This is a genomic window from Actinomadura kijaniata NBRC 14229 (assembly GCF_001552175.1).
Taxonomy (GTDB): Bacteria; Actinomycetota; Actinomycetes; order Streptosporangiales; family Streptosporangiaceae; genus Spirillospora; species Spirillospora kijaniata.
Genome location: NZ_BCQR01000070.1, coordinates 1 through 22,004 on the forward strand (window position 1 = coordinate 1; position 22,004 = coordinate 22,004).

General features: G+C 74.2%; 19 protein-coding genes. 6 read left to right on the plus strand and 13 right to left on the minus strand.

Features of this window, described 5'->3' with window-relative positions; genetic code table 11:
- A partial coding sequence (locus tag AKI01S_RS22325) for a substrate-binding domain-containing protein (protein ID WP_157420012.1) occupies nt 1-1,038 on the minus strand: 1,038 nt, incomplete at its 3' end.
- A gap of 351 nt (nt 1,039-1,389) precedes the next feature.
- On the opposite strand from AKI01S_RS22325, the gene AKI01S_RS22330 reads away from it, so the two are divergent.
- From AKI01S_RS22330 to AKI01S_RS22340, 3 genes are all read left to right on the plus strand, one after another.
- The gene (locus AKI01S_RS22330; protein ID WP_067821224.1) at nt 1,390-1,806 is read left to right on the plus strand and encodes a metallopeptidase family protein; all 417 of its coding nucleotides are present in this window, start codon (nt 1,390-1,392) and stop codon (nt 1,804-1,806) included.
- A 169-nt stretch (nt 1,807-1,975) separates the two neighbouring features.
- Nucleotides 1,976-2,860, plus strand: a complete 885-nt coding sequence (locus tag AKI01S_RS22335; protein WP_067821227.1) for an esterase/lipase family protein — start codon at nt 1,976-1,978, stop codon at nt 2,858-2,860.
- Nucleotides 2,861-3,492: 632 nt separating this feature from the next.
- On the plus strand, nt 3,493-3,960 hold the full coding sequence (locus AKI01S_RS22340; protein ID WP_067821229.1) for a hypothetical protein: 468 nt from the start codon (nt 3,493-3,495) through the stop codon (nt 3,958-3,960).
- 348 nt (nt 3,961-4,308) lie between these two features.
- On the opposite strand, the gene AKI01S_RS22345 is transcribed toward AKI01S_RS22340, so the two are convergent.
- Nucleotides 4,309-4,572, minus strand: coding sequence for a WhiB family transcriptional regulator (locus AKI01S_RS22345; RefSeq protein WP_067821232.1), 264 nt, complete (start codon nt 4,570-4,572; stop codon nt 4,309-4,311).
- Between the two features lie 226 nt (nt 4,573-4,798).
- The gene (locus AKI01S_RS22350) at nt 4,799-5,665 is read right to left on the minus strand and encodes a hypothetical protein (protein ID WP_067821235.1); all 867 of its coding nucleotides are present in this window, start codon (nt 5,663-5,665) and stop codon (nt 4,799-4,801) included.
- A 144-nt stretch (nt 5,666-5,809) separates the two neighbouring features.
- Between AKI01S_RS22350 and cofD the strand changes: the two genes are divergently transcribed.
- A complete protein-coding gene (gene cofD / locus AKI01S_RS22355; RefSeq protein WP_067821241.1) occupies nt 5,810-6,763 on the plus strand; it encodes a 2-phospho-L-lactate transferase in 954 nt (317 codons plus the stop codon).
- Nucleotides 6,760-8,046, plus strand: coding sequence for a coenzyme F420-0:L-glutamate ligase (locus tag AKI01S_RS22360; protein ID WP_067821244.1), 1,287 nt, complete (start codon nt 6,760-6,762; stop codon nt 8,044-8,046). The genes cofD and AKI01S_RS22360 overlap by 4 nt, the downstream gene beginning before the upstream one ends.
- Here the strand turns inward: AKI01S_RS22360 and AKI01S_RS22365 are convergent.
- From AKI01S_RS22365 to AKI01S_RS22395, 7 genes are all read right to left on the minus strand, one after another.
- A complete protein-coding gene (locus AKI01S_RS22365) occupies nt 8,043-9,050 on the minus strand; it encodes a substrate-binding domain-containing protein (RefSeq protein WP_067821246.1) in 1,008 nt (335 codons plus the stop codon). The two genes, AKI01S_RS22360 and AKI01S_RS22365, sit on opposite strands and share 4 nt — an antisense overlap.
- A gap of 24 nt (nt 9,051-9,074) precedes the next feature.
- Nucleotides 9,075-11,636: a bifunctional FO biosynthesis protein CofGH gene (locus tag AKI01S_RS22370; RefSeq protein WP_067821249.1), complete on the minus strand. Its 2,562-nt coding sequence runs from the start codon at nt 11,634-11,636 to the stop codon at nt 9,075-9,077.
- An 89-nt stretch (nt 11,637-11,725) separates the two neighbouring features.
- Nucleotides 11,726-12,709, minus strand: coding sequence for a LysR family transcriptional regulator (locus AKI01S_RS22375; protein WP_067821254.1), 984 nt, complete (start codon nt 12,707-12,709; stop codon nt 11,726-11,728).
- A 294-nt stretch (nt 12,710-13,003) separates the two neighbouring features.
- On the minus strand, nt 13,004-13,894 hold the full coding sequence (locus AKI01S_RS22380; RefSeq protein WP_067821258.1) for a DNA-3-methyladenine glycosylase family protein: 891 nt from the start codon (nt 13,892-13,894) through the stop codon (nt 13,004-13,006).
- Between the two features lie 17 nt (nt 13,895-13,911).
- Nucleotides 13,912-14,982, minus strand: coding sequence for a mannose-1-phosphate guanylyltransferase (gene manB / locus AKI01S_RS22385; protein WP_067821261.1), 1,071 nt, complete (start codon nt 14,980-14,982; stop codon nt 13,912-13,914).
- An 11-nt stretch (nt 14,983-14,993) separates the two neighbouring features.
- A complete protein-coding gene (locus AKI01S_RS22390) occupies nt 14,994-16,166 on the minus strand; it encodes a glycosyltransferase family 4 protein (protein ID WP_067821264.1) in 1,173 nt (390 codons plus the stop codon).
- A gap of 72 nt (nt 16,167-16,238) precedes the next feature.
- Entirely contained in the window at nt 16,239-16,949 is a 711-nt protein-coding gene (locus AKI01S_RS22395; protein WP_174567407.1) for a class I SAM-dependent methyltransferase, read from the minus strand.
- A 67-nt stretch (nt 16,950-17,016) separates the two neighbouring features.
- On the opposite strand from AKI01S_RS22395, the gene AKI01S_RS22400 reads away from it, so the two are divergent.
- A complete protein-coding gene (locus AKI01S_RS22400) occupies nt 17,017-17,964 on the plus strand; it encodes a lysylphosphatidylglycerol synthase transmembrane domain-containing protein (protein WP_245681730.1) in 948 nt (315 codons plus the stop codon).
- Here the strand turns inward: AKI01S_RS22400 and AKI01S_RS22405 are convergent.
- From AKI01S_RS22405 to AKI01S_RS22415, 3 genes are read right to left on the minus strand one after another with little or no spacing between them, the layout of a single operon-like run.
- Nucleotides 17,937-19,016 (minus strand): glycosyltransferase family 4 protein, encoded by a 1,080-nt coding sequence (locus AKI01S_RS22405; RefSeq protein ID WP_067821270.1) that lies wholly within the window; start codon nt 19,014-19,016, stop codon nt 17,937-17,939. The two genes, AKI01S_RS22400 and AKI01S_RS22405, sit on opposite strands and share 28 nt — an antisense overlap.
- Nucleotides 19,016-19,924, minus strand: a complete 909-nt coding sequence (locus AKI01S_RS22410; RefSeq protein WP_067821273.1) for a glycosyltransferase family 2 protein — start codon at nt 19,922-19,924, stop codon at nt 19,016-19,018. Before AKI01S_RS22410 ends, AKI01S_RS22405 begins: the two co-directional genes overlap by 1 nt.
- Nucleotides 19,925-19,979: 55 nt before the next feature.
- The gene (locus AKI01S_RS22415; RefSeq protein ID WP_067821277.1) at nt 19,980-21,998 is read right to left on the minus strand and encodes a hypothetical protein; all 2,019 of its coding nucleotides are present in this window, start codon (nt 21,996-21,998) and stop codon (nt 19,980-19,982) included.
- Between the last annotated feature and the right edge of the window lie 6 nt (nt 21,999-22,004).

A 22,004-nucleotide genomic window follows, 5' to 3' on the forward strand; every position in this document is an offset into this window, starting at 1 on the left:
CGCGCTGCGCAGCCCGACCTGCCGGAGCTGGGCGGTGCCGTCGGCGCCGCGCAGCTCCGCCAGCAGCGCCGCCGCGGTCCGGCCGTCGGCCGCGCCGCGCGCCGCGACGAAGAACGGGAAGTCCAGGTAGGGGGCCCCGTGCGCGGGATAGACGGTCTCGACGGGCCGGACGGCGCGCGTCCCGGTGTGCCGCCACGCCCGGTGCTCGGGGACCACGGCGACCTCGGCGGGCCCGTCCTCGCCCACGCCGGTGAGCGCCGCGCCCAGGTCCGTCCCGTCCGGAAGCGTCCGGACGGTGCGCATGGTCGCGGCGAACCGGGCGGTGACGCCGCGCGCCGTCGTGGCGTGGACGGTGGACTCCAGGGCCAGCAGCGTCAGCATCCCCGCCCCGGTCCGCGACGGGTCGGGGACCCGCAGCAGGTAGCGGGGCGTGGCGGCCCTCGCCGCGTGGAACACGCGGTCGGCGGCGACGCCGGGGCCGAACGCCGCCCAGGCCCGCCGGTCCAGCTCGGAGCGGTGCCGCCGGGCGTCCGCGGTGGTCAGCACGAACACCAGCGGCGAGGAGGCGACCGAGGCGGGGGGCCGTCCGGCGGCGGGCCGGATCGCGCGCGGCAGCATGTCCAGCCACAGCGAGGAGTCGGGGATCCACACGTCGGGGGTGCCCCGGCCGGTGCGGAACAGCGCCGCGGTCTCCCCCGACCGCCCGGCGGAGACCTTCACGGCCGCGCAGCGCCCCGCCTTGCGGCGCGCCCGGTTGAGGGAGGCGGCGACGGCGGTGACGGCGGGCGCGACGGCGGGGTCGGCGGTCACCGTCAGCAGGGCCGCCGGGTCACAGGAGGGGCCGCGGACGGCCACCACCCAGCCGCCCCCGCCCAGCAGCAGGCCGAGGCCCAGCGCGGCGGCGACGGCGAGGGTGAGCCGGTCCCGGCTGCGCCGCAGCCGCCGGGAGGCCAGCGCCCCCGGCCCCGGGAACGACCCCGGTCCGGTGAACGGGTTCGGCGCGGCGCCCGGCGCCCGGCCGGGCGCCTCGACGACCACCGCCTCGTCCCAGGAAGGGAACGGGGACGGGACGGGCCCGTCCGCGTCCGAATCCGACGTTGAGGGACCCAACCGAAAGCGACCCTTCGTCAATCATCGGCCCATCGGTGCCCTGGGGGCACCGTTGTGTCACTTTAGCCACGATCATGAACCGGACCGGGCGGTTCCGGCGGCCCCATGCTCTCCTGGAGTGGCTCCACCTGGTACTCCAGGCCCAAAAATTTGATCAAAACCTAAGGTCGTCTGATGCTCCAGTACCAACGCGGCGGGGCCGGGCGCCCCCGGGCCTGGCCGGGCGCGGCCGGACGGCTTCCGGAGACGGGCGGTAAGCTGGGAACCGTGCGATCCCGTGTGGCTGGCGTGCGGCGTCGTGACCGTCACGGTCGCGGCCTCCGCGGCCCCCTGACGCCCCCGTTGGCGCCGATCTCCCGTACCCGCGCGGAACGCTTCGACGACCTCGTCCACGACGAGGTGCGCCGGCTGACCGAACGCTGGGACCAGGAGCTGGCCCATGTCGAGTTCGCCGTGATGGAGGTCCCGGACGTGGAGCCCCGCTCCGAGGGGCCGGTGCCGCTGTCGGCGACGCTGTCCGGCGGCACGGGCCGGCCGGTGCGGATCGTGGTCTACCGGCGCCCCGTCGAGGTGCGCGCCTCCGGCGAGCGCGAGACGGCCCGGCTGGTGCGCGACCTGCTGGTGGAGGAGGTCGCCGACCTCCTCGGCCTGGCCCCCGAGTCGGTCGACCCGAGCTACGACTCCCCCGACGACTGACCCGCGCGGGCCCCTTCTCCGCGCCGCCCCGTGCCCGTCCGCGCCCCTGCCCGCACGGCGGTGAATAGTGCCTGGGTACCTACCGGCCTCCCCCGACTCCCGACAGGGTGATCAACGGCCCTGATCATGGCGATCACGGCCGTTCCGCACCACCCGAAGGGACGCCGCCATGCCCTCCCGCGCCGCGCGGTCAGCCGCGCTGTCCGCCGTCCTGTCCACCGCGCTGTCCGCCACCGCCGTCGCCGCCGTCGCGACCGCCGCCCCCGCCTCGGCCGCCGGCGCCCTCCCGGTGTACTTCGTGCACGGCATCGACTGGAACCACAGCCGGGCCGGGGACGCTCAGATCAACTGCGACAGCACGTGGAAGAACGCCATCTCCGCGCTGCGGGCCAAGGGCTGGACCACCCCCATGATCACGTGGGGGTACTACGCCAAGGACACCCGCTGCACGCGCAAGTTCAAGGGCGATCTCAACACGCGCATCCAGGAGCTGGGACGGCGGCTCGCCTGGGACATCCACGACCACTACAGCAAGAGCGGCAAGCCCGTCGCGGTCGTCGGGCACTCCATGGGCGGGCTGGTCATCCGGGCCGCGCTGGAGGGCACCCGGCGGTACGGGGCCAACAAGGACTGGCCCGACCGCCTGATCGTCCGGTACGCCGTCACCTACAGCACCCCGCACACCGGGACCAGCTGGGGCACCAGCTGCCTGGCCGTGCGCGGCTGGGAGCAGTGCAGCGACGTCCGTCCCAACAGCGGGTTCCTGCGCTGGGCGGGCCAGAACCCGCAGGGCTCCGGCGGCACCGAGTGGACGCTGGTCGGCGCCTCCGACGACGACATGATCACCACCGGGTCGGCGACCGGGATGCGCGCCAAGCGCAAGGTGAAGTACGCCGCCGGGCAGGGTCTGGAGCACAGCACGGTCAAGAACAAGGGCACCGGCAACACCTGGAAGGCGAGCCGCTCCAACGACTTCGGCAAGACCTGGCGCAGCGGCACCGGCGCCGGCCCGCTGCTGCTGCTCCACCGGGTGTTGTCGGGCTCCTCCGCCTGATCCCCCCGCTCCCGCTCACCCACGACGACGGGCCTCGGCCCCGGCCTCCCCTGCCGGGTCCGAGGCCCGTCGCCTCACCGGCCACCGATTCCTGAATCCGGTGCCGTATTTCACCGGGATCCTGTCACCGCCGCCGGCGCCGCAACAAGAAGAAAGGCGATGTGGGCGCGCCGCCGCCCGGAAATTGGGAGTCAGGCACCAGGCGCATTAGTGCCATGGTTCCTGGCGCCCGGGACGCGGGACTCCATACCGTTCCCCACGGTCGTGTCCGATCTTCGCGGGAAAGGAGAAGGCAGATGTCGAGCCGTACGACGCAGGCGCTGACCGCCGTCCCGGCCGGGACCCGTCGCGCAGCCCGGCGTCTTCCTCACGGACCTGCGGGTACGCCATCGCGAGGCCCGCAGGACCGGAAAGTGGCCGAGCCGCCGCCCGGCCCTCCCGCGCGGGCGCCCCACCCGGCCGGCCGGCAGGCTGTGGAAGGGCATCCGAAATCCATGGATGAGCGCGAACAGCGTTTTCCCGTGGCCCGGAACGATCTCCAGAAATGCGAGTACCCGACCCCCGTTTCCGGAATGAACGGCGGAACATCCCTGCTCCGCCCTTCCCTCCCTCAATCCGAAAAGGATGAGAAAATGAGCTTCTCCCCTGCGATCGCCGTCAAGCGCGCCGCCGTCGTCGGCGGCCTCGGCCTGGCCATGGGCGCGGGCATGCTCGGCACCGCCACCGCGCACGCCGACATCCACGCCACGGGCAAGCCCGTCAAGTCCTTCGACGTGTGTCTGCCGAAGACCGGCAAGTGCAACGCGATGTCCACCGTCCGCGTCAAGGGCCAGGTCCTCTTCCTGCCGGGCAACGTTCGGATCAACTACTCCGGCTACAACCGGCTGAAGATGCGCGCCTCCCTGCAGTACACGATCGACCGCAAGGCCGGCAAGGACATCACCCGGAAGGTGCCGTTCGGGGCGAAGCTGAAGCCCCAGAGCGTGGCCACCGGCGTCAAGGCCGCCAACATCAAGAAGATCACCTTCAAGGTGTGCAAGGGCGTCGGCAACGACTGCGGCAAGCCGCAGGTCGTGACCCCGGGCCGCGGCGTGCGCTGACCCGCGACCGCCCCCGCCGAACTCCGGCCGGACGTTCCGTGACCGCGGAGACCCCCGATCGTCCGGCCGGTGACAGGAGGGAATCCCTCCCGTGGTGACGCGACGGCCCGCGCATGACGCGCGGGCCGTCGCTTCGTGTTCGGTAGCGGTATCGGTTCGGTCGGTTCTCGTCGGTCGGTCCTGGTCAGTCGGTTCCGGTCGGCGCCGGCCCACCCGCGTTCGCGCGTGCGCGCATGCCCTGCCTCCCCCTCGCACGGCGCCGTGCGTCCCGTCGCCGCCCCGGCAGGGGCCGGGACGGCGGGGCGGAACGCGGTCCGCCGCGGGCCCCCTGCCCGCGGCGGCCGGCCGTCATCCGGCCTGACGCTTCAGCTTCCGCCGCTCCCGCTCCGACAGACCCCCCCAAATTCCGAAACGTTCATCGTGCTGCAACGCGTACTCAAGGCACTCGGCCCGTACCTCGCATGCCCGGCACACCTTCTTGGCCTCGCGAGTGGAGCCGCCCTTCTCCGGAAAAAACGCCTCCGGGTCCGTCTGCGCGCACAACGCGCGCTCCTGCCAGCCCAACTCTTCGCCGTCTGTGCCGTGCGCCAGCGGGATGACCACCTCGCTCACAGCGCACCTCCTAGCCCGTGGAGCCCCCTGGTCGATGCCTTCCCTCCAGCTCCATCCCCCGAGAAGGCATAGAACTACACCCACGAAATTACACGTGTGTAGTGCCTGCCCCGTCAAGCGGAACCAGTTTCCGAAGGGACAAAGAGGGGTTTTTGGGGTAGCACCGCGATCTGCTTTGACCAGAGATCAGATAAACGCGGCTTCACCTGGGGTAATCAGGAGATCACTACGACGGACGGTTGTCGCGGTACCAGTCCCCGCCCTCGTTCGGCGGCTGCTCGCCGGGCTGCTGGCCCGGCTGCTGCCCCTGCTGCGGCTGTCCGTACCCCTGTCCGGGCTGTCCGTAACCCGGCTGCCCGGTGTCGCTGCCCGCCCCTCCGTAGGCGCGGGTCCACTCGCCGACGTTCTCCTCCTCGGCGGGCTGCTGCCCCTGCTGCGGCTGCTGCCCGTACTGCTGGTACTGCTGCTGGGGCTGCTGGCCGAACTGCTGGGGCTGGCCGTACTGCTGGCCCTGCTCCGGCTGGCCGAACTGCTGCTGGGGCTGCCCGAACTGCTGCCCCTGCGGCTGGCCGAAATCGGGGTAGCCGCCCTGGCCCACCTGGCCGGGCTGGGCCTGCGGGCGCGCGGGCTGCATCCCCTTGAAGACCGTCAGGACGAACCAGATCGCCAGCCCGACCACCGCCAGCCGCGCCGCGCCGTACAGGAACACCGCCAGCTTGTCGGCGGCGCTCGCCAGGCCCGACGGCACCAGCATCGCGCTCAGCCACGCGACCACGCCGAACAGCGCGACGCCGCCCAGCACGCCGAGGGCGCCCATCACCACGGTGCGGGCCTGCCTGGTCTCGGTCGCCCACACCGACAGCGCGACCGCCAGCACCACCAGCAGCACCTGGCCGGTGTGGGTGAAGAACCCGCCGGTGATCTCGGCCAGGGCGCGCGACTTGAACGAGCTGCCGACCTCCTGGCCGGCGATCTCGCCGCTGACGCCGCCCGCCAGCAGGGCGATCAGTCCGGCGAGCAGCTGCAGTCCGGCGGCCCCCAGCAGGACCCAGGCGGCGGGCTCGCGCAGGCGCTGGACGGCTTCCTTGTTCACGGCGACATCTCCCGGCGGTGCTGTCACGGTCACGGCAAACGGTTTCTTCGAAAAGCTTCGCACATCCCCGCCCTGACCGCCGCCCCACCCTTGATCGCCGGGCGGTGTCCGGCCCGGCCCGCCGCGGCCCTTAGGCTGATCGGCATGAGGATCGTGGCGCTGGCGGGCGGCATCGGTGGGGCCCGCTTCCTGCGCGGACTGCAGGCGGCCGCCCCCGAGGCCGACATCACCGTCATCGGCAACACCGGTGACGACATCTCGCTGTTCGGGCTGCGGGTCTGCCCCGACCTGGACACCGTCATGTACACGCTCGGCGGCGGCATCAACGAGGAGCAGGGCTGGGGCCGCGCCGGCGAGTCGTTCACGGTGAAGGAGGAGCTGCTCGCCTACGGCGTCGGGCCGTCCTGGTTCGGGCTGGGCGACCGGGACTTCGCCACCCACATCGTGCGGACGCAGATGCTGGCGGCCGGGTACAAGCTGTCGGCGGTCACCGAGGCGCTGTGCGACCGGTGGAAGCCGGGCGTGCGGCTGATCCCGATGACCGACGACCAGGTCGAGACGCACGTCGTGGTCGACGACCCCGAGCACGGCCGCCGCGCGATCCACTTCCAGGAGTGGTGGGTGCGGCTGCGCGCCGCGCTCCCGGCGCGGTCGATCGTCCCGGTCGGCGCGGACGAGGCCAGGCCCGCGCCGGGCGTGCTGAAGGCGATCGAGTCGGCCGACTTCGTGCTGCTCCCGCCGTCCAACCCGGTGGTGAGCGTCGGCACGATCCTGGCGATCCCCGGCGTCCGCGACGCGGTCGCCGCCAAGACCGTCGTCGGCGTCTCCCCGATCATCGGGGGCGCCCCGGTGCGCGGCATGGCCGACGCGTGCCTGACCGCGATCGGCGTGGAGACCTCCGCCCGCGCCGTCGCCGAGCACTACGGGCCGGACCTGCTGGACGGCTGGCTGGTCGACGAGGCCGACGCCGGCGTGGCGGTGGACGGGATCGCGGTGCGGTCGCGCCCGCTGCTGATGAGCGACGCCGACGCCACCCGGGCGATCGCCGCCGCCGCCGTCGGGCTGGCCCGGGAGCTGTCGGGGGAGTCGGCCGCGTGAACGTGCGGGTGTTCGGGATCCCCGATGTCCCCGAGGTGGGGGAGGGCGACGACATCGCCGCGTTCGTCCCGGCCGGCATGGTCGAGGACGGCGACGTGCTGGTGGTCACCTCCAAGATCGTGAGCAAGGCGGAGGGCCGCGTCCTGGTCGCCGACGACCGGGAGAAGGCGATCGACGCCGAGACCGTCCGGGTCGTGGCCCGGCGCCGGCACGCCGGCGGCGAGACGCGGATCGTGGAGACCCGCCAGGGCCTGGTGCTGGCCGCCGCCGGGGTGGACGCCTCCAACACCGCGCCCGGCACCGTCCTGCTGCTGCCGGAGGACCCCGACGCCTCGGCCCGCCGCATCCGCGCCGCGCTGCGCGCGCGGACCGGCCGCGACGTCGCCGTGATCGTCTCCGACACCATGGGCCGTCCCTGGCGCAACGGGCTGACCGACAACGCCATCGGCGTCGCCGGGCTGCGCCCGCTGCACGACTTCCGGGGCCGCGAGGACGCCCACGGCAACCCGCTGAACGCGACCGTCACCGCCGTCGCCGACGAGATCGCCTCGGCCGCCGAGCTGGTGAAGGGCAAGCTCGACGGCGTGCCGATCGCGGTCGTGCGGGGCCTCGGCCCGCTGGTGACCGAGGAGGACGGGCCGGGCGCGCGGGCGCTGGTGCGCCCCTCGGCGGAGGACATGTTCCGCTACGGCGCGGCCGACGTGCTGTACGCGCGCCGCACGGTCCGCGAGTTCACCGACGAGCCGGTGGACGGGGAGGCGGTGCGCCGCGCCGTCGCCGCCGCGATCACCGCGCCCGCGCCGCACCACACCACGCCGTGGCGGTTCGTGCTGCTGGAGTCGGAGGAGGCGCGGACCGGACTGCTGGACGCGATGCGCGACGCGTGGGAGGCGGACCTGCGGCGCGACGGCTTCACCGAGGAGTCGATCGCCAGGCGGCTGCGCCGGGGCGACGTGCTGCGCCGCGCGCCCTACCTGATCGTGCCGTGCCTGGTGATGGAGGGCTCGCACGACTACCCCGACGAGCGGCGCGCCGCCGCCGAGCGCGAGATGTTCGTCGTCGCGACCGGCGCGGGCGTGCAGAACCTCCTGGTGCAGCTCGCCGTGGAGGGGCTGGGCTCGTGCTGGGTGTCGAGCACGATGTTCTGCCGCGACGTGGTCCGCGAGTGCCTGGACCTGCCCGACGGGTGGGACCCGATGGGCGCGGTCGGTGTCGGCCACGCCGCCGCTCCCCCGCGCGGTCGCCCGCCGCGCGACCCGGCGGCGTTCATCGAGGTCCGCTAGCGCCAGGGCGCCATGGCCCGCTCGATCTCCTTCGGGGTCGGCAGGCGCAGGATCCTCGGCATCTCCGCGGGCAGGCCGAGGCGCTGGGCGTGGGCGGCGGGGAACGTGCCCTCCGGGGTGCGGAACCCGCCGCGGTGCAGCACGTCCAGCGCCGCACGCGCGCCCAGCGTCGACCGGAACGCCTCGGCGGCGTCCGCGCGCGCCCAGTCCTTGGTGAGGACCGTGTAGGGGTGGTCCAGCAGGAGCGTGCCCTCGCGCGGCGCGAGCGCCGCCAGGGGGTTCGGCCGGTGGGCCTGGTTGTAGGCGACGACGGCCTGCTCGCCGGCGGCGACCAGATGGCGGTCGAAGCGTTCGGCGGCGGTGATCCCGTCGAACGGCCCCGCCTTGGGGGTGGCGCGCAGCAGCGCCCGGGTGACCTCGCGCGGCGGGGCCTGCCCGCCGGTGGCCCGCGCCAGGCCGAGCGCCGTGACGGCCCCGGCCATGCCGCGGGCGGGGTCGACGGCGCGGCGGACCAGCTCCAGGCCCCCGGCGCGGTCGCGCAGCAGCAGCCGCCAGCTCGCGGTGACGTCGGCGTCGCGCAGCTCGGCGGCGACGGGCCGGGGCGCGGCCAGGACGACCGGGGTCGTGGCGATCGACCGGCCGAACGGCGGGACGTTCCGCTGCCCCTTCCTCCGGGCCGCGCCGAGCCACAGCCCCGACTCGGGGATCCACACGTCCGCGCCGGTCGGGGCGCGCACGTACTCGGCGGGCTCGACCGGCTCGACGACCGCGCGGGCGCAGCGGTCCTCGCCGACCCGGCGGCCCTCGGCGTTGAAGCGGGAGGCGATCTCGTTCAGCGCGGGCGCGAGCCCGGGCTGCGCGGCGATCCGGATCTCCACGGGCGAGCCGTCGCAGGAGGAGCCGAACGCCCCGGACGCCCACACCCCGCCCCCGGCCGCCGCGACGGCGACGGCGACGGCGGCCGCCCGGACGACGGGCCGCCGCCGCTTCGCCTCTTTCTCCACGGGGTCAGTAATACAACACGGGCGTCACGAGCTCACCAGCGGCAGGTTCCGCAGCTTCCCGAAATGCCCGATGCCGTCGGTGCGGCGGGCGGCCTCGACGCGTTCGGCGGGGACCTCGCCGTAGAGGGTGTCGCGCTGGCGGGCGGGACGGCCCGCGCGCTCGGCGATGGCCTCCAGCTCGCTGATCGCCTTGAACGAGCCGTTCTCCGACCCGGCCATGCGGCTGATGGTCTCCTCCATCAGCGTGCCGCCCAGGTCGTTGACCCCGCCCTGGAGGACGCGCGTGCACAGCTCCTCGCCGAGCTTCACCCAGGAGGTCTGGATGTTGGGGATCGCGCCGTGCAGCAGGATCCGGGCCAGGGCGTGGACGGCGATGTTCTCCCGGACGGTGGGGCCGGGACGGGCCAGGCCCGCCAGGTAGATCGGCGAGTTGTGGTGCACGAACGGCAGCAGCACGAACTCGCTGAACCCGCCGGTGCGCTCCTGGATCGACCGCAGCAGCTTGATGTGCGCGACCCAGTGGGCGGGGGTGTCCACGTGCCCGTACATCATCGTGGAGGTCGTCGGCAGGCCGACCTCGTGGGCGGTGGTGACGACCTCGACCCACTGGTCGGTGGGCAGCTTGCCCTTGGTCAGCACCCAGCGGACGTCGTCGTCGAGGATCTCGGCGGCGGTGCCGGGCAGCGAGTCCACGCCCGCCTCCTTCGCCGCGATCAGCCACTCGCGGACCGACAGGTCGGTGCGGGCGACGCCGTTGACGACCTCCATCGGGCTGTAGGAGTGCAGGTGGATGCCCGGGGCGCGCTTCTTCACCTCGCGCGCGAGGTCGAAGTAGGCGGTGCCGGGCAGGTCGGGATGGATGCCGCCCTGCATGCAGATCTCGGTCGCCCCGGCCTCCCACGCCTCGTCCACGCGGTCGCCGACCTGCTCCAGCGAGAGCGTGTAGGCGTCGGCGTCGGTGCGGCGCTGGGCGAACGCGCAGAACCGGCAGCCGGTGTAGCAGACGTTCGTGAAGTTGATGTTGCGGGTGACGACGTAGGTGACGTCGTCGCCGACGGCCTCGCGGCGCAGGTCGTCGGCGAGCGCGGCGAGCGCGTCCAGCTCGGGGCCGTCGGCGTGCAGCAGCGCCAGCGCCTCGTCGTCGGACAGCCCGGCCGGGTCCCGCTCGGCGGCGGCGAGGGCCGCCCGGACGTCGGCGTCGAACCGGACCGGCGCGCCGATGCGCTCCCGGGCGGCGTCCCAGTCGCCGTAGACCTCGTCGAAGTCCTCGCGGCGGTCGCTCGTGCGGCCGGTGGTGTCGATCTCGACGTGCAGGTCGGTGCGGCCGGACGCCGCGAACCCGCCGTCCGGCTCCTGCCAGGGGCGGCCCTCGGGACGCGCGTCCTCGCGGGCCAGCCCGGTCGCCGGGTCGGCGAGCGCGGCGACGTGCCCGGCCAGGCGCGGGTCCAGCCACGGCTCGCCCCGGTTGACGTACTCGGGGTAGATCGTCAGGCGCTCGCGGAGGGTGAAGCCGGACTCGGCGGTCCGCGCGGCGAGCTCGTCGATCTGCGGCCAGGGGCGTTCGGGGTTGACGTGGTCGGGGGTCAGCGGGGAGACGCCGCCCCAGTCGTCGATGCCGGCGCGCAGCATCAGCGCGTACTCGTCGTCCACCAGGTTCGGCGGGGCCTGGAGGCGGGCCTTCGGGCCGAGGACCAGGCGGGCGACGGCGATGGTGGCGGCCAGCTCCTCCAGCTCGGCGTCCGGCATCGCCCTCATCTTGGTGTCGGGCTTGGCGCGGAAGTTCTGGATGATCACTTCCTGGATCGCGCCGTACTCCCGCATCGTCCTGCGGATCGCGAACAGGGCGTCGGCGCGTTCGGCGACCGTCTCGCCGATGCCGATCAGGATGCCGGTGGTGAACGGGACGTTGACGCGCCCGGCGTCCTCCAGCACCCGCAGCCGCACCGCCGGGTCCTTGTCGGGCGACCCGAAGTGCGGCCCGCCCTTCTCGCTGAACAGCCGCGTCGCGGTGGTCTCCAGCATCATCCCCATGGACGGCGCCACGGGCTTGAGCCGCTGGAGGTCCCGCCAGCTCATGACGCCGGGGTTGAGGTGCGGCAGCAGGCCGGTCTCCTCCAGCACCCGCACGGCCATGGCGCGCACGTAGGAGAGGGTGTCGTCGTAGCCGTGCGCGTCCAGCCACTCGCGGGCGGCCTTCCAGCGGTCCTCGGGCCGGTCGCCGAGGGTGAACAGCGCCTCCTTGCAGCCCATCGCCGCGCCCTGCCGGGCGATCTCCAGCACCTCGTCGGGGCTGAGATAGGGCGACTCCAGCCTGTGCGGGACTGTCGCGAACGTGCAGTACCCGCAGCGGTCCCGGCACAGCCGGGTCAGCGGGATGAAGACCTTCTTGCTGTAGGTGATGACGCCCGGCCGCCCGGCGGCCTCCAGTCCGGCGTCGCGCGTGCGGGCGGCGTAGGCGAGCAGGTCGTCGAGCTGCGCGCCGCGGGCGTGCAGCAGCGTGGTGGCCTCGGAGGGGTCGAGGGTCTTGCCGTCACGGGCCCGCGCCAACGCCCGTCGCAAGGCGGATTCGGTCACACCAGCGTCCATGCGGGCACTCTATGCCAATCGTCATAATTTCGGGGCGGGCGGGGAGGCCCAAACGATCGACGTCCGGGACAGCGACGGGCCGCGGCGATCTATTCCCCGCCCGGGCCAGGGAACGGCGACCGCTCCCCCGCCGGGATGCCGCGCACCAGGCCGGGCCGCCGTTCCACCAGCTCGTCGGCCGACCGGCGGAACGCCTCCAGCACCGCGCGCACCGACGGCCGCACCTCCGCGCCGACCCGCCACCACATGACCATCCGGCGGCGGACCGGGGCGTCGGCCAGATCGCGGACCACCACGCCGGTCTCGCGTTCGGCCAGGGCGAGGTCCGGCATGAGGGACACCGCCCCGGCGTTGGCGACCATCGCGCGCAGCACCAGCAGGTCGTTGGAGCGGATGCGGATGCGGGGCCGGAAGCCGCCGAGCTCGACGCAGGCGCGGTCCAGCAGGTCGGAGTGGTTGGTGCCGAGGTGACCGGTCACCCACGGGGTGTCGGCCAGGTCCGCCATCCGCACCGGGTCGCCGGAGGCCGCCAGCGGGTGGTCGGCGGACATCGCCAGCCGCATCGGCTCGGTGACGAGCACCTCGGCGGTCAGCTCGGGACGGCGCGGGCGCGGCAGATGGGAGTACTCGTCGGTGACCACGACGTCGATCTCCTGGAGCACCAGCGCCTGGAGCATCCGCTGGAACTCCTCGTCCAGGATCTCCACGACCAGGTCGGGGTACTCCGCGGCCAGGCCGGGCAGCGCGGGGGACAGCACGTGCAGCAGCGCCGTCTGGAAACCGACGACGCGGACCGTCCCGGCCACCCTCCCGCTGGCGGCCAGGCTGGACTCGACGGCGCGCTGCGCGGCGGCCAGCAGCCCGTCGGCCTCCTCGGCGAGCACCTCCCCGGCCCGGGTCAGGCGCAGCCGGCGGCCGACCCTCTCCACCAGCGGCACGCCCACCTCCTTCTGGAGCTGCGCAAGCTGCTGGGAGACCGCCGAGGGGGTGTACCCGAGGGCGTCGGCGACAGCGCCGACCGTGCCGCGCAGCTTCAGCTCGCGCAGCGCCCGGAGCCGTTCCAGATCGAGCATCGTGAAGGAATTCTTACACGAACCCTGCAGTAAAGATCGCTGGACCTACATGTTGGACGGAGTCAAACTAAAGGTACGAACCGCGCGGAACGTCCACAGAGCCCCGGCCAAGGCTCGCCCCCCACACCCCACGACTCGTGTGAAGGACGGTTCCTGTCATGCTCACCCTCATCGCACTCGTCCTGACCCTGGCCGCGTTCGGGCTGCTCGGCGTCCTGTTCGGCGCCGACACCCGCGACGGGCTGGACTGGGCCCCGAACAACTTCCGGCTGCGCCGGAGGACCCAGCCCTCTTTCAGAACCGCCGGTAGTCCCGCACCGGAAGACGCGGAGCGCGACGCTCGGCACGCGCGCCGTGAACTTCAAGCAGTCTGATGACGCGGTGCCGGTGACCCGCGTACGGGGCCAGGAGCTCCAGCATCCCGGCGTCGTCCACGGGGCGGCCGCACAGCGCCCGGCCCACGATCCGGGGCAGGTGGTAGTCGCCGACGGAGACCGCGTCGGCGTCGCCCAGCGCCCGCTGGCGGGCCTCGGCGGCCGTCCAGACCCCGATGCCCGGCAGGGAGGTCAGCCGCTCCATCGAGGGGTCGGCCTCCAGCCGGTCCGCCATCCGGGCCGCGCCGACGATGGTGCGGGCCCGGACGGGCTCGGCCCCGCTGCGGTGCCACTCCCACGACGGGATCAGCGCCCAGACCCGGGGCGGCGGCGGGACCCGCAGCCCCCGGGTCGACTCCGCCGGACCGGGGGCGGGCTCGCCGAACCGGCGCAGCAGGTACCCCCAGGCCCGCCACGCCTCCTCCAGCAGGACCTTCTGCTCCAGGATCGACGGCACCAGCGCCTCGAAGACCAGACCCGTCCGGGCCAGGCGCAGCCCGGCGCTGCGCCGCACCGCCTCCGCGACGGCCGGGTGGCGCGCGACGAACTCCTCGGGGACGTCGCCGGCGCCCAGCAGGTCCGGCAGGCCGTCCAGCAGCCAGCCCGCGCCGTCGCCCCAGGCGGCGGCGTGGACGACGCTCCCCCGCTGCCGCAGCCGCAGCGTCCCCGGCCCCTCGGGCGTGCGGCAGGCGCGCCAGAACGTCCCGTCGCGGTCGATCCGGAACGCCGGGTCGTTCGGCCCGCGCCGGACCGGCCGTAGCACCCGTCTGAGGTCCAGGGGCCACGGCGCGGTCCAGTCCCGGGTCAGCACGTTCGCGGGCCCCGTGCTCAGGAGTCGTCGGCCGAGAACCGCACGGCGGTCGGCGGCAGCGCGATGCCCGGCCACAGGCGCAGGCCGTTGCGCAGCTCGTTGCCGGGGCCGACGGACGCGCCGTCGCCGAGGATCACCCCGTCCAGCACCGCGCCCGCGCCGACCCGCGCGCCGCGCCCGACCACCGAGTCGCGGACCGTCGCGCCCTCGGCCACGAACGCGCCGTCCTGGAGCACGCTGCCCTCCACGGTCGCGCCGCCCTCGACCTCCGCGCCGCGCCCGACGACCGTCCCGCCGCGCACCACCGCGCGGGGCGACACGACCGCGCCGTCCAGCAGCAGCCGCTGGCCCGGCTCGCCCGGCATCGCGGACGAGGCGATGCGGCCGAGGACCATATCGCGGGAGCCCTGCACGAACGCCTCGGGCGTGCCCACGTCCAGCCAGTAGCCCGCCTCGACGTAGCCCATGACGACCTGCCCGGAGGAGATCAGTCCGGGGAACGTCTCGCGCTCCACCGACACGACCTCGCCCTCGGGGATCGTGTCGATCGCCGAGCGGCGGAACACGTAGCAGCCCGCGTTGATCTGGTCGGTGACGGGGTTGTTGGTCTTCTCCAGGAACGCCGTCACCCGGCCCTGCCCGTCGGTCGGCACCGACCCGAACCGGGAGGGGTCCTCCACCTTCGTCAGGTGCAGCGTCGCGGCGGCCCCGGCCTTCTCGTGCAGCTCCACCTGGGCGCGCACGTCGTGGCCGGACAGGATGTCGCCGTTGAGGATCAGGACGGGGTCGTCGGGCCCGCTGGTGAGCGCGGGCGCGGCGTTGCGGATCGCGCCGCCGGTGCCCAGGGGCTCACGCTCGCTGACGTAGGTCAGCTCCACGCCGTGCGCGGAGGTGCCGAACGCCGCCTCGAACATCTCCGCCCGGTAGGAGGTCGCGAACACGATCCGGGTCACCCCGGCGGCGTGCGCCCGCGCGAGCTGGTGCGCCAGGAACGGAGCCCCGGCGGTGGGCAGCAGCGGCTTCGGCGTCGAGATCGTCAACGGCCGCAGGCGCGTCCCCCGGCCCCCGACCAGCAAGATGGCTTCCATGGGCGACCAAACTACCGGGAAGCGGCGTACTGGGAGACGGCTCGCTCATACGACCGCAGATGCGCCCGCGCCGACTCCTCCCAGCTGAACTCCCGCGACCGCGTGACCGCCGCGGTGGCCAGTTCCCGGCGGCGGTCGGGGTCCACCACCAGGGACTCCAGCGCCGCCGCGATGCCCGCCGGATCGGGTTCGGTGTAGGCGACCGCGTCGCCCCCGACCTCCGGCAGCGGGCCGCGCCGCGTCGTCAGCACCGGCGCACCGCACGCCATCGCCTCCAGCACCGGCAGCCCGAACCCCTCGCACCGGCTGGGCAGCGCCACCACCAGCGCCCCGCCGAAGAACCCCGGCAGCGCCGCCCACGGCAGGTAGCCGGGCCGCACCACCCGCAGCCCCAGCGGAACGGTCGCCAGCGCCGCGTCCACCTCGTCGTCCCAGCCGCCGCCGCCCGCCAGCACCAGCGCGGGCGGCTCGGGCAGGTGCTCGCAGGCCCGCGCCCAGCCGCGGATCAGGTTGGGGACGTTCTTGCGCGGCTCCAGCGCCCCCAGGTACGCCACGTAGGGGTAGCCGTGCAGGCCGAGCCGGTCCGACACCGACTTGACCTCGTCCTCGGAGGGCCGGTGGAAGACCTCGTGGTCCACGCCGTGGTAGGCCACGTCGATGTGCGAGGGGTCGGCCCCCAGCACCCGCACCAGCTCGTCGCGCGTCGCCCGGGACGGCGCGATCAGCCGCGTCGCGCGGCGCGCGGCCGTGCGGGTGGCGGACTTGACGTAGGTGGTGCGCAGCGGGTCGTGACGCTCGGGCTCGGTGAACAGCGTCACGTCGTGGATCGTCACGACCGTGGGGCGGCCGGGCCGGGTCGGGATCGTGTAGGTCGGCAGGTGGATGACGTCGGCCGCGACGCGCTCGGCGACCTGCGGCAGCCCGGTCTGCTCCCAGGCGAGCCGGGACGCCCGGTGCGCGAGCGCCGCCGGGCCCGGCACCACCCGCGCGCCCGGGGCGAGCTTGGCGAAGTGCTGCTCGTCGGCGCGCTGGCAGGCCACGGCCAGGTCCGCGCCGAGCGCGTGCAGCGCGCCCAGCAGACCCTCCACGTACCGCCCCAGCCCGCCCCGGTCGGCCGGGACGGCGGTGGCGTCGATCAGAACCCGAGGTGTCCGGCGGCGGTCGGTGCCGACCGATCCCGTCACGGGGCTCACCCCTTCCGGTGGAAGCGAGTGGCGTAGATCACTCTTTGCCTTCAGCCTACGCCCCCGCCGGGGCTAGGCGGACCTTTTGCGGGCGTGGAGCAGCACGATGCTGCCCCTGTCGTTAGGTGCCCCGCGGTCGGCGAGCGCCACCAGCGGGGTGAGGGGCGCGGCGGCGTTGAAGCCCACCCTGCCCCCGTAGGCCGACAGCGACAGGTACAGCCGCTCGGCCGCCGCCGTCCGGAACTGGTAGCTGTACCGGACCAGGTCCATGCCGCGCTCGTCGAGCAGCTTGCCCAGCGTCTCGTGGGTGTAGGTGTGCTGCACGTGGTACTTGGCCTTGTGCGCGTCGCGCAGCTTCGGCCAGGCGTCGGCGCGGCTCAGCACGTCGGCCGACATGAACAGCTCGCCGCCGGGCGCGAGCACCCGGGCCATCTCGTCCAGCGACCTGCCGCCGTCGTCGAAGTGCTCGATCGCGCAGACCGACAGGATCGCGTCGAACGACCCGTCCCGGAACGGCAGCTTCAGCGCGTCGCACTCGATCAGCGCCGGGGGGTGCGCCAGGGTCCGCCCGTAGACCATCTTCTTGCGGGCCAGGTCGATCGAGACCGCCCACGCGCCGCGCCTGACGGTCTGACCCGCCCAGTAGCCGTCGCCGCCCGCGACGTCCAGGACGCGTTTGCCGCGCAGGTCCCGGCCCATCCAGTCGAGCAGCGTCCCGGCCTCTCGGTACCGGCAGACATGCACCTGGTGCCCCATGAAGGCGACCACATCGGAGAGTTTCATCGGCGCCACTTTACGGCGGGAACGGCGCCGTGCGTGCGAGGTGGGCGCGTTCACCTACCCTGGTGCGGTGAACGTCAAGGCCCTCGCGGTGCGGACCGTCCGTGTGCTGTTGGTGCTGCTCGCGCTGGGTTTCTGCGCGTGGAGCCTGGTCTCGCAGTGGGACGCGACCGTGCGGGCGTTCGAGCAGATGTCGGCGGGGACGCTGCTGGGGGCGTTCGCGTTCGGCGCGGCCGGGCTGTTCGCGTGGATGCTGGGGTGGCGGACGTTCCTGGTGGGCCTGGGCTCGCCGATGCCGCTGCGGCCCGCGTTCCGGATCACCGCGATCTCGGCGCTGGGCAAGTACGTGCCGGGCAAGGTGTGGGCGCTGGTCACGCAGATCGAGATGGCGCGCGAGCACCAGGTGCCCCGGGCGCGCAGCTTCTCGGCGACGATGCTGGCGATCGCCACGTCCACCGCGTGCGGGCTGGCGGTCGCGGCGGTGACGCTGCCGCTGTCCTCCGCCGCCGCGCGGGAGCGCTACTGGTGGCTGTTCCCGCTGGCCCCGGTGCTGCTGGCCTGCCTCCATCCGAGGATCGTGACGTGGGGGCTGGACACCGCGCTGCGGATCGTGCGGCGGCCCCCGCTGGAGCATCCCGTCGGGCTCGGCGCGACGCTGGTCGCGGTGGTGTGGACGCTGGCCGGCTGGCTGCTGTTCGGCGTCCACCTGTGGCTGCTGTGCATGGCCGTCGGCGGGGACGGGCCGAGCCTGCCGTTCGTGGCGACGGGCGCGTACGCGCTGGCGTTCGTCGCGGGGTTCCTGGTGTTCATCGCGCCCGGCGGGATCGGGGCGCGCGAGGGCGCGATGGTCGTGGTGCTGAGCCCGGTGCTGCCCGCCGGGGCCCCGATCGTGGTGGCGCTGGCGTCCCGGGTGCTGCTGACGGTCGCCGACCTGCTGGGCGCGGGGGTGGCGGTCCTGCTGGGCGGGCGGCCGAGGCCGCCCGCCCCGGCTCAGGACGAGGTCAGCTCGGCCACGTAGGCGTCCCAGAGGGGGCCGTGGTCCACCGGGCGCACGTGGGAGCGCAGCCGCTCCGGCTCGCCCGGCGCGTAGAAGCGGCGGATCGCGTCGGCCAGCGAGCTCACGTCCTCGGGGCCGACCAGCAGGCCGTCCACGCCGTCGCGGACCTGGTCGGGGAAGCCGCCGACGGTCGTCGCGATCACCGGGAGGCCGTGCTCGTGGGCGATCCAGACGTTCTGGGAGGCCGTCGCGGTCCGGTACGGCAGCACCAGGGCGTCGGCGCTGGCGAACAGGGCGGGCATCTCCGAGGCGGGGACGTAGCCCGGCCGCAGGTCCACCCGGGCGTTCAGGCCCAGCTTGCCGATCAGCGCCCTGGTCTCGTCCAGCCCGCCCCAGAACTCGCCCGCGACGGTCAGCGACACGTCCTCGGGCCCCTTGGCGAGCGCCCGCAGCAGGATGTCCAGCCCCTTGTAGGGGCGGACGATGCCGAAGAAGAGCAGGCGCCGGTGGACGGTGTCGTCGGCGGCGACGCTGACGTTGCCCGCTTTGGGGAGGTGGGCGGGCATCTCGGCGGTGCGGATCGGCCCGGCGGTCAGGTCGCGGGCCAGGTCCGCCTGCTGGGCGGAGTGGACCAGGACGCCGTCCACGCGGCCCAGCAGCTTCCTCATCAGGGGGACGTCGTAGGGCTTGCGTTCGTGCGGCAGGACGTTGTGGCACAGCGCGACCGTCCGGGCCTTCCCGCCGATGCCGGAGAGGATGCCCAGGTAGGACGGCACCTGCACGGGGCTGAGGACCGACAGCACCACCAGGTCGGCCGACCGCAGGGCGCGGCCGACGCGGAACCAGCCGTCGGGGCGCCGCCAGTCCAGGTCGCGGCCGGTGTTGGGGAACGGCTCCCCCTCCGGCTCCTCGATCGTCTGCCGGCCCGGGTACAGGAACCCCGGGTACTGGGCGCGCCAGGTCTCGATCCGCACGGTGTGCCCGGCGGCGGCCAGCCGGTGCGCCAGCTCGGTGGTGTGCTGCGCCCCGCCGCCCTTGTAGGGGAACGCGGGACCGACGATCGCGATGCGCACTAGACGTCTCCCCGGGATCTCACGATCAGGTCCGCCAGCAGGGCCATCGATCCGATGATCAACCCCGTCACGAAGATCATGATGGTGTTGTTGGCGAAGTAGCCGAAGTGGACGACCATGTCGAACACGCCCTTGAGCAGGCCGATCACGATCAGCCACAGCGCGGGCGGCATCAGGACCTTGAGCGGGTTGAAGTACATCACCATCCGCAGGACCTGGAGGATGTAGCGGTAGGCGTCCTTGAAGAAGTGGAACTTCGACTTGCCGGCCCGCTTGTAGTAGTCGATCGGCAGGTAGTGGACCGGGTGCTGGTTCGACAGGAACGCGATGGTGATCGTGGTGACGCAGGAGAACCCGGGCGGCAGCAGCCGCAGGTAGGGCAGCGACACCTGGCGGCGGAACGCCCGCAGCCCCGAGTTCAGGTCGGGGATCCGCGTGTTGGTGAGCCGCTCGGCGACCTTGCGGATGAACCACTTGGCGGGCACCCGCAGGAGCTTGTGCGTGCCCTCCTCGGTCTTGCGGGCCCCCACGACCTGGTCGACCGCCGGGTCGGTGTCGAGGATCTCCACGAGCTCGGGGATGCGCTCGTTGGGGTAGGTCATGTCGGCGTCGGTCCACACGACGATCTCGCCGCGGGCCTGCTGGGTGCCGATCCGGCGGACGGTGCCCGAGCCGCTGTTGTGCTGGAAGGCGATCACCCTCAGGTGCGGGAAGCGCGGTTCGGCCTCCCGCAGCCGTGCCAGGGTCTCGTCGGTGGAGCGGTCGTCGATGGCCAGCAGCTCGTAGGTCTTGCCGCTGGCGTCCATCGCCTTGGTGATGCGCTCCACCTCGTCGATCACGTGATCCTGCTCGTTGTAGCAGGGCAGCACGATCGTCACGTGCACGGATTCGCTGGGCTCGGTACTCACGCACGGCGAGAATACTCGCCCCGGCGGCCCGGCGCGGACGGTCCGGTCCGCGGGGTCACCGGCGCGGCGGGGAGGTGAGCCACACGTCGATCTCCAGCGGCAGCGTGCCGCCCGGGGGGACCAGCAGCGTGCGCTCGTCCTGCCGGGTGCGCAGCGCGAGGCCGGGGGCGACCGGCCCGTGGGGCACCAGGAGCGCCGGGTCGGCGGCCAGCAGCACCGGCCGCCGCCCGGCGCGGTAGACCCGGTCGGCGACGCGGCGCACGTCGTCGGGGGTGGCGGCGGCGGTGACGGCCGCGGCGGGCAGCCCGCACATCGACCGCACCACCGGCAGGAACCGGTCGGCGGTCGGCCGGTCCAGCGCCACGACCGAGCGGCCCGGCCCCAGCCGGGCGCACAGTCCGCGCACGGCGGCGATCTCGCCCTGGTCGGTGCGCGCGTTCCACAGCCACGCCGACGCCAGCGCGACCGGCGCGGCCAGCGTCGTCACCGCGACCCACGCCGCCGCCGCGACGACCACCGTCCCGTATCCGGCGCACCGGAACCGCCGCACCGTCCACGCCGCGCCCCACACCGCCAGCAGCACCAGGCCGGGGATCACGATGTCGGCCAGCCGCCGCGACGCCCACGGATGGTCGGGCGCGACGGCGGGCCGCCACAGCGCCGTCGCCGTCGCCCATCCCACCACCGCGAGGGGGACGCCCCAGCCGGGCGCGCGGCCGAGCAGCAGCCGCCGCAGCAGCAGGCCCGCCGCGACGGCCGCCAGCAGCAGCACCGGCACCCCGACGTACCAGATGACCCAGTACAGCGAGATCTCCGCGTACTGGCGGGCGGGGTCGGCGGGCAGGCCGTTGAGGCGCTGCACCTCCGCGACGAACCGCTCGGCCGGGCCGTCGACGGACGCCGACCGCACCGTCTGCGCCAGCGGCCGGGCCGCCAGCGCCGCAACCGCCGCCAGGGGGAGGGCCGTCGCGGCGTTCGGCGGCCACCCGCGCGTCAGCGGGGTCGTCAGGTTCTTCAGCCGCGGCCCGGTGTGCCGGCCGCGCAGCAGGAACGCCAGCCCTCCGGCCGTGGCCAGCGCCAGCGCCGTGCCCAGCAGCAGCGGGACCGGCGAGTCGTGCGGGTACCGCGGGTGGGGCCGGGTCAGCAGCAGCCCCGCGGCCAGCCCGGCGCCCGCGCCCGCGGTCAGGCCCGCCGCCAGCATCGGCCCGGCGCGCCGCCGCCGCGCGGTCAGCAGCACGGCGGCCACCGCGACCGGCAGCACGTCCCGCAGCCCGTCGATCCGCACCAGCACGACCAGCCCGAACGCCAGCCCGGCCAGCAGCGCCTTGCCCCGGTACCGGCCGTCCCTGGCGTGCGGCCGGGCGTCGTGCAGCAGGCACAGCCCGCCGAGCAGCAGCACCAGCGCGGGGAGTTCGCTGAACGCGGCCCGCGACACCCAGATCATCGGCGCGGTCAGCGCCAGCAGCAGCGCCCCCACCGGAGCCCACCGGGGCCCGACCAGCCGCGCCGTCAGCCCGCCGAACGTCAGCACCGCGCCCGCCCCCAGCAGCGGGGCCGTCAGCAGCGACGCCTGCACGCCGCCGATCCAGCCGCCCAGCGCCAGCAGCAGCGGCAGCCCGGCCGCGAACGTCGGGACCACCGCCTCGCCCACCTGGGCGAACCCCGGGCCGCCGAACTCCAGCGCCGGGTCGCCGCCGCCGAACGCCCAGCGCGCCTGCGGGATCGGCAGCGAGCCGTGGTCGCCGAGCCAGATCGCGATCTGCGCGTAGGCCCCCGGGTCGCGGCGCACGATGACCTGCTCGGAGCGCATGGCGATCTGCGCCGCCAGGAACCCGGCCGTCACCAGCGCGACCCCGGCCGGCGACCACCACGGCGCGCGCGGCCCCCCGTCCGGCGCGGGCGCGTACCGCCACCCCCGCCACAGCGCCAGCGCGGCGGCCGGCAGGAACAGCGCGAACGCCGGACCCGGCCCGAACGCCCCCGCCAGCAGCAACGCCGACGACACCGCCAGCCACGCCGTGCACAGCAGGACCGGGGCGACGGTCATGCGGGCGAGGAGCCTGCCCCAGGTCATGCCCGC

Coding starts and splice junctions, on each gene's coding strand:
- AKI01S_RS22395 (WP_174567407.1), bottom strand. CDS start 16,949: ATGAAACTCTCCGATGTGGTCGCCTTCATGGGGCACCAGGTGCATGTC.
- manB (WP_067821261.1), bottom strand. CDS start 14,982: ATGGAAGCCATCTTGCTGGTCGGGGGCCGGGGGACGCGCCTGCGGCCG.
- AKI01S_RS22335 (WP_067821227.1), top strand. CDS start 1,976: ATGCCCTCCCGCGCCGCGCGGTCAGCCGCGCTGTCCGCCGTCCTGTCC.
- AKI01S_RS22415 (WP_067821277.1), bottom strand. CDS start 21,998: ATGACCTGGGGCAGGCTCCTCGCCCGCATGACCGTCGCCCCGGTCCTG.
- AKI01S_RS22375 (WP_067821254.1), bottom strand. CDS start 12,709: ATGCTCGATCTGGAACGGCTCCGGGCGCTGCGCGAGCTGAAGCTGCGC.
- AKI01S_RS22370 (WP_067821249.1), bottom strand. CDS start 11,636: ATGGACGCTGGTGTGACCGAATCCGCCTTGCGACGGGCGTTGGCGCGG.
- AKI01S_RS22340 (WP_067821229.1), top strand. CDS start 3,493: ATGAGCTTCTCCCCTGCGATCGCCGTCAAGCGCGCCGCCGTCGTCGGC.
- cofD (WP_067821241.1), top strand. CDS start 5,810: ATGAGGATCGTGGCGCTGGCGGGCGGCATCGGTGGGGCCCGCTTCCTG.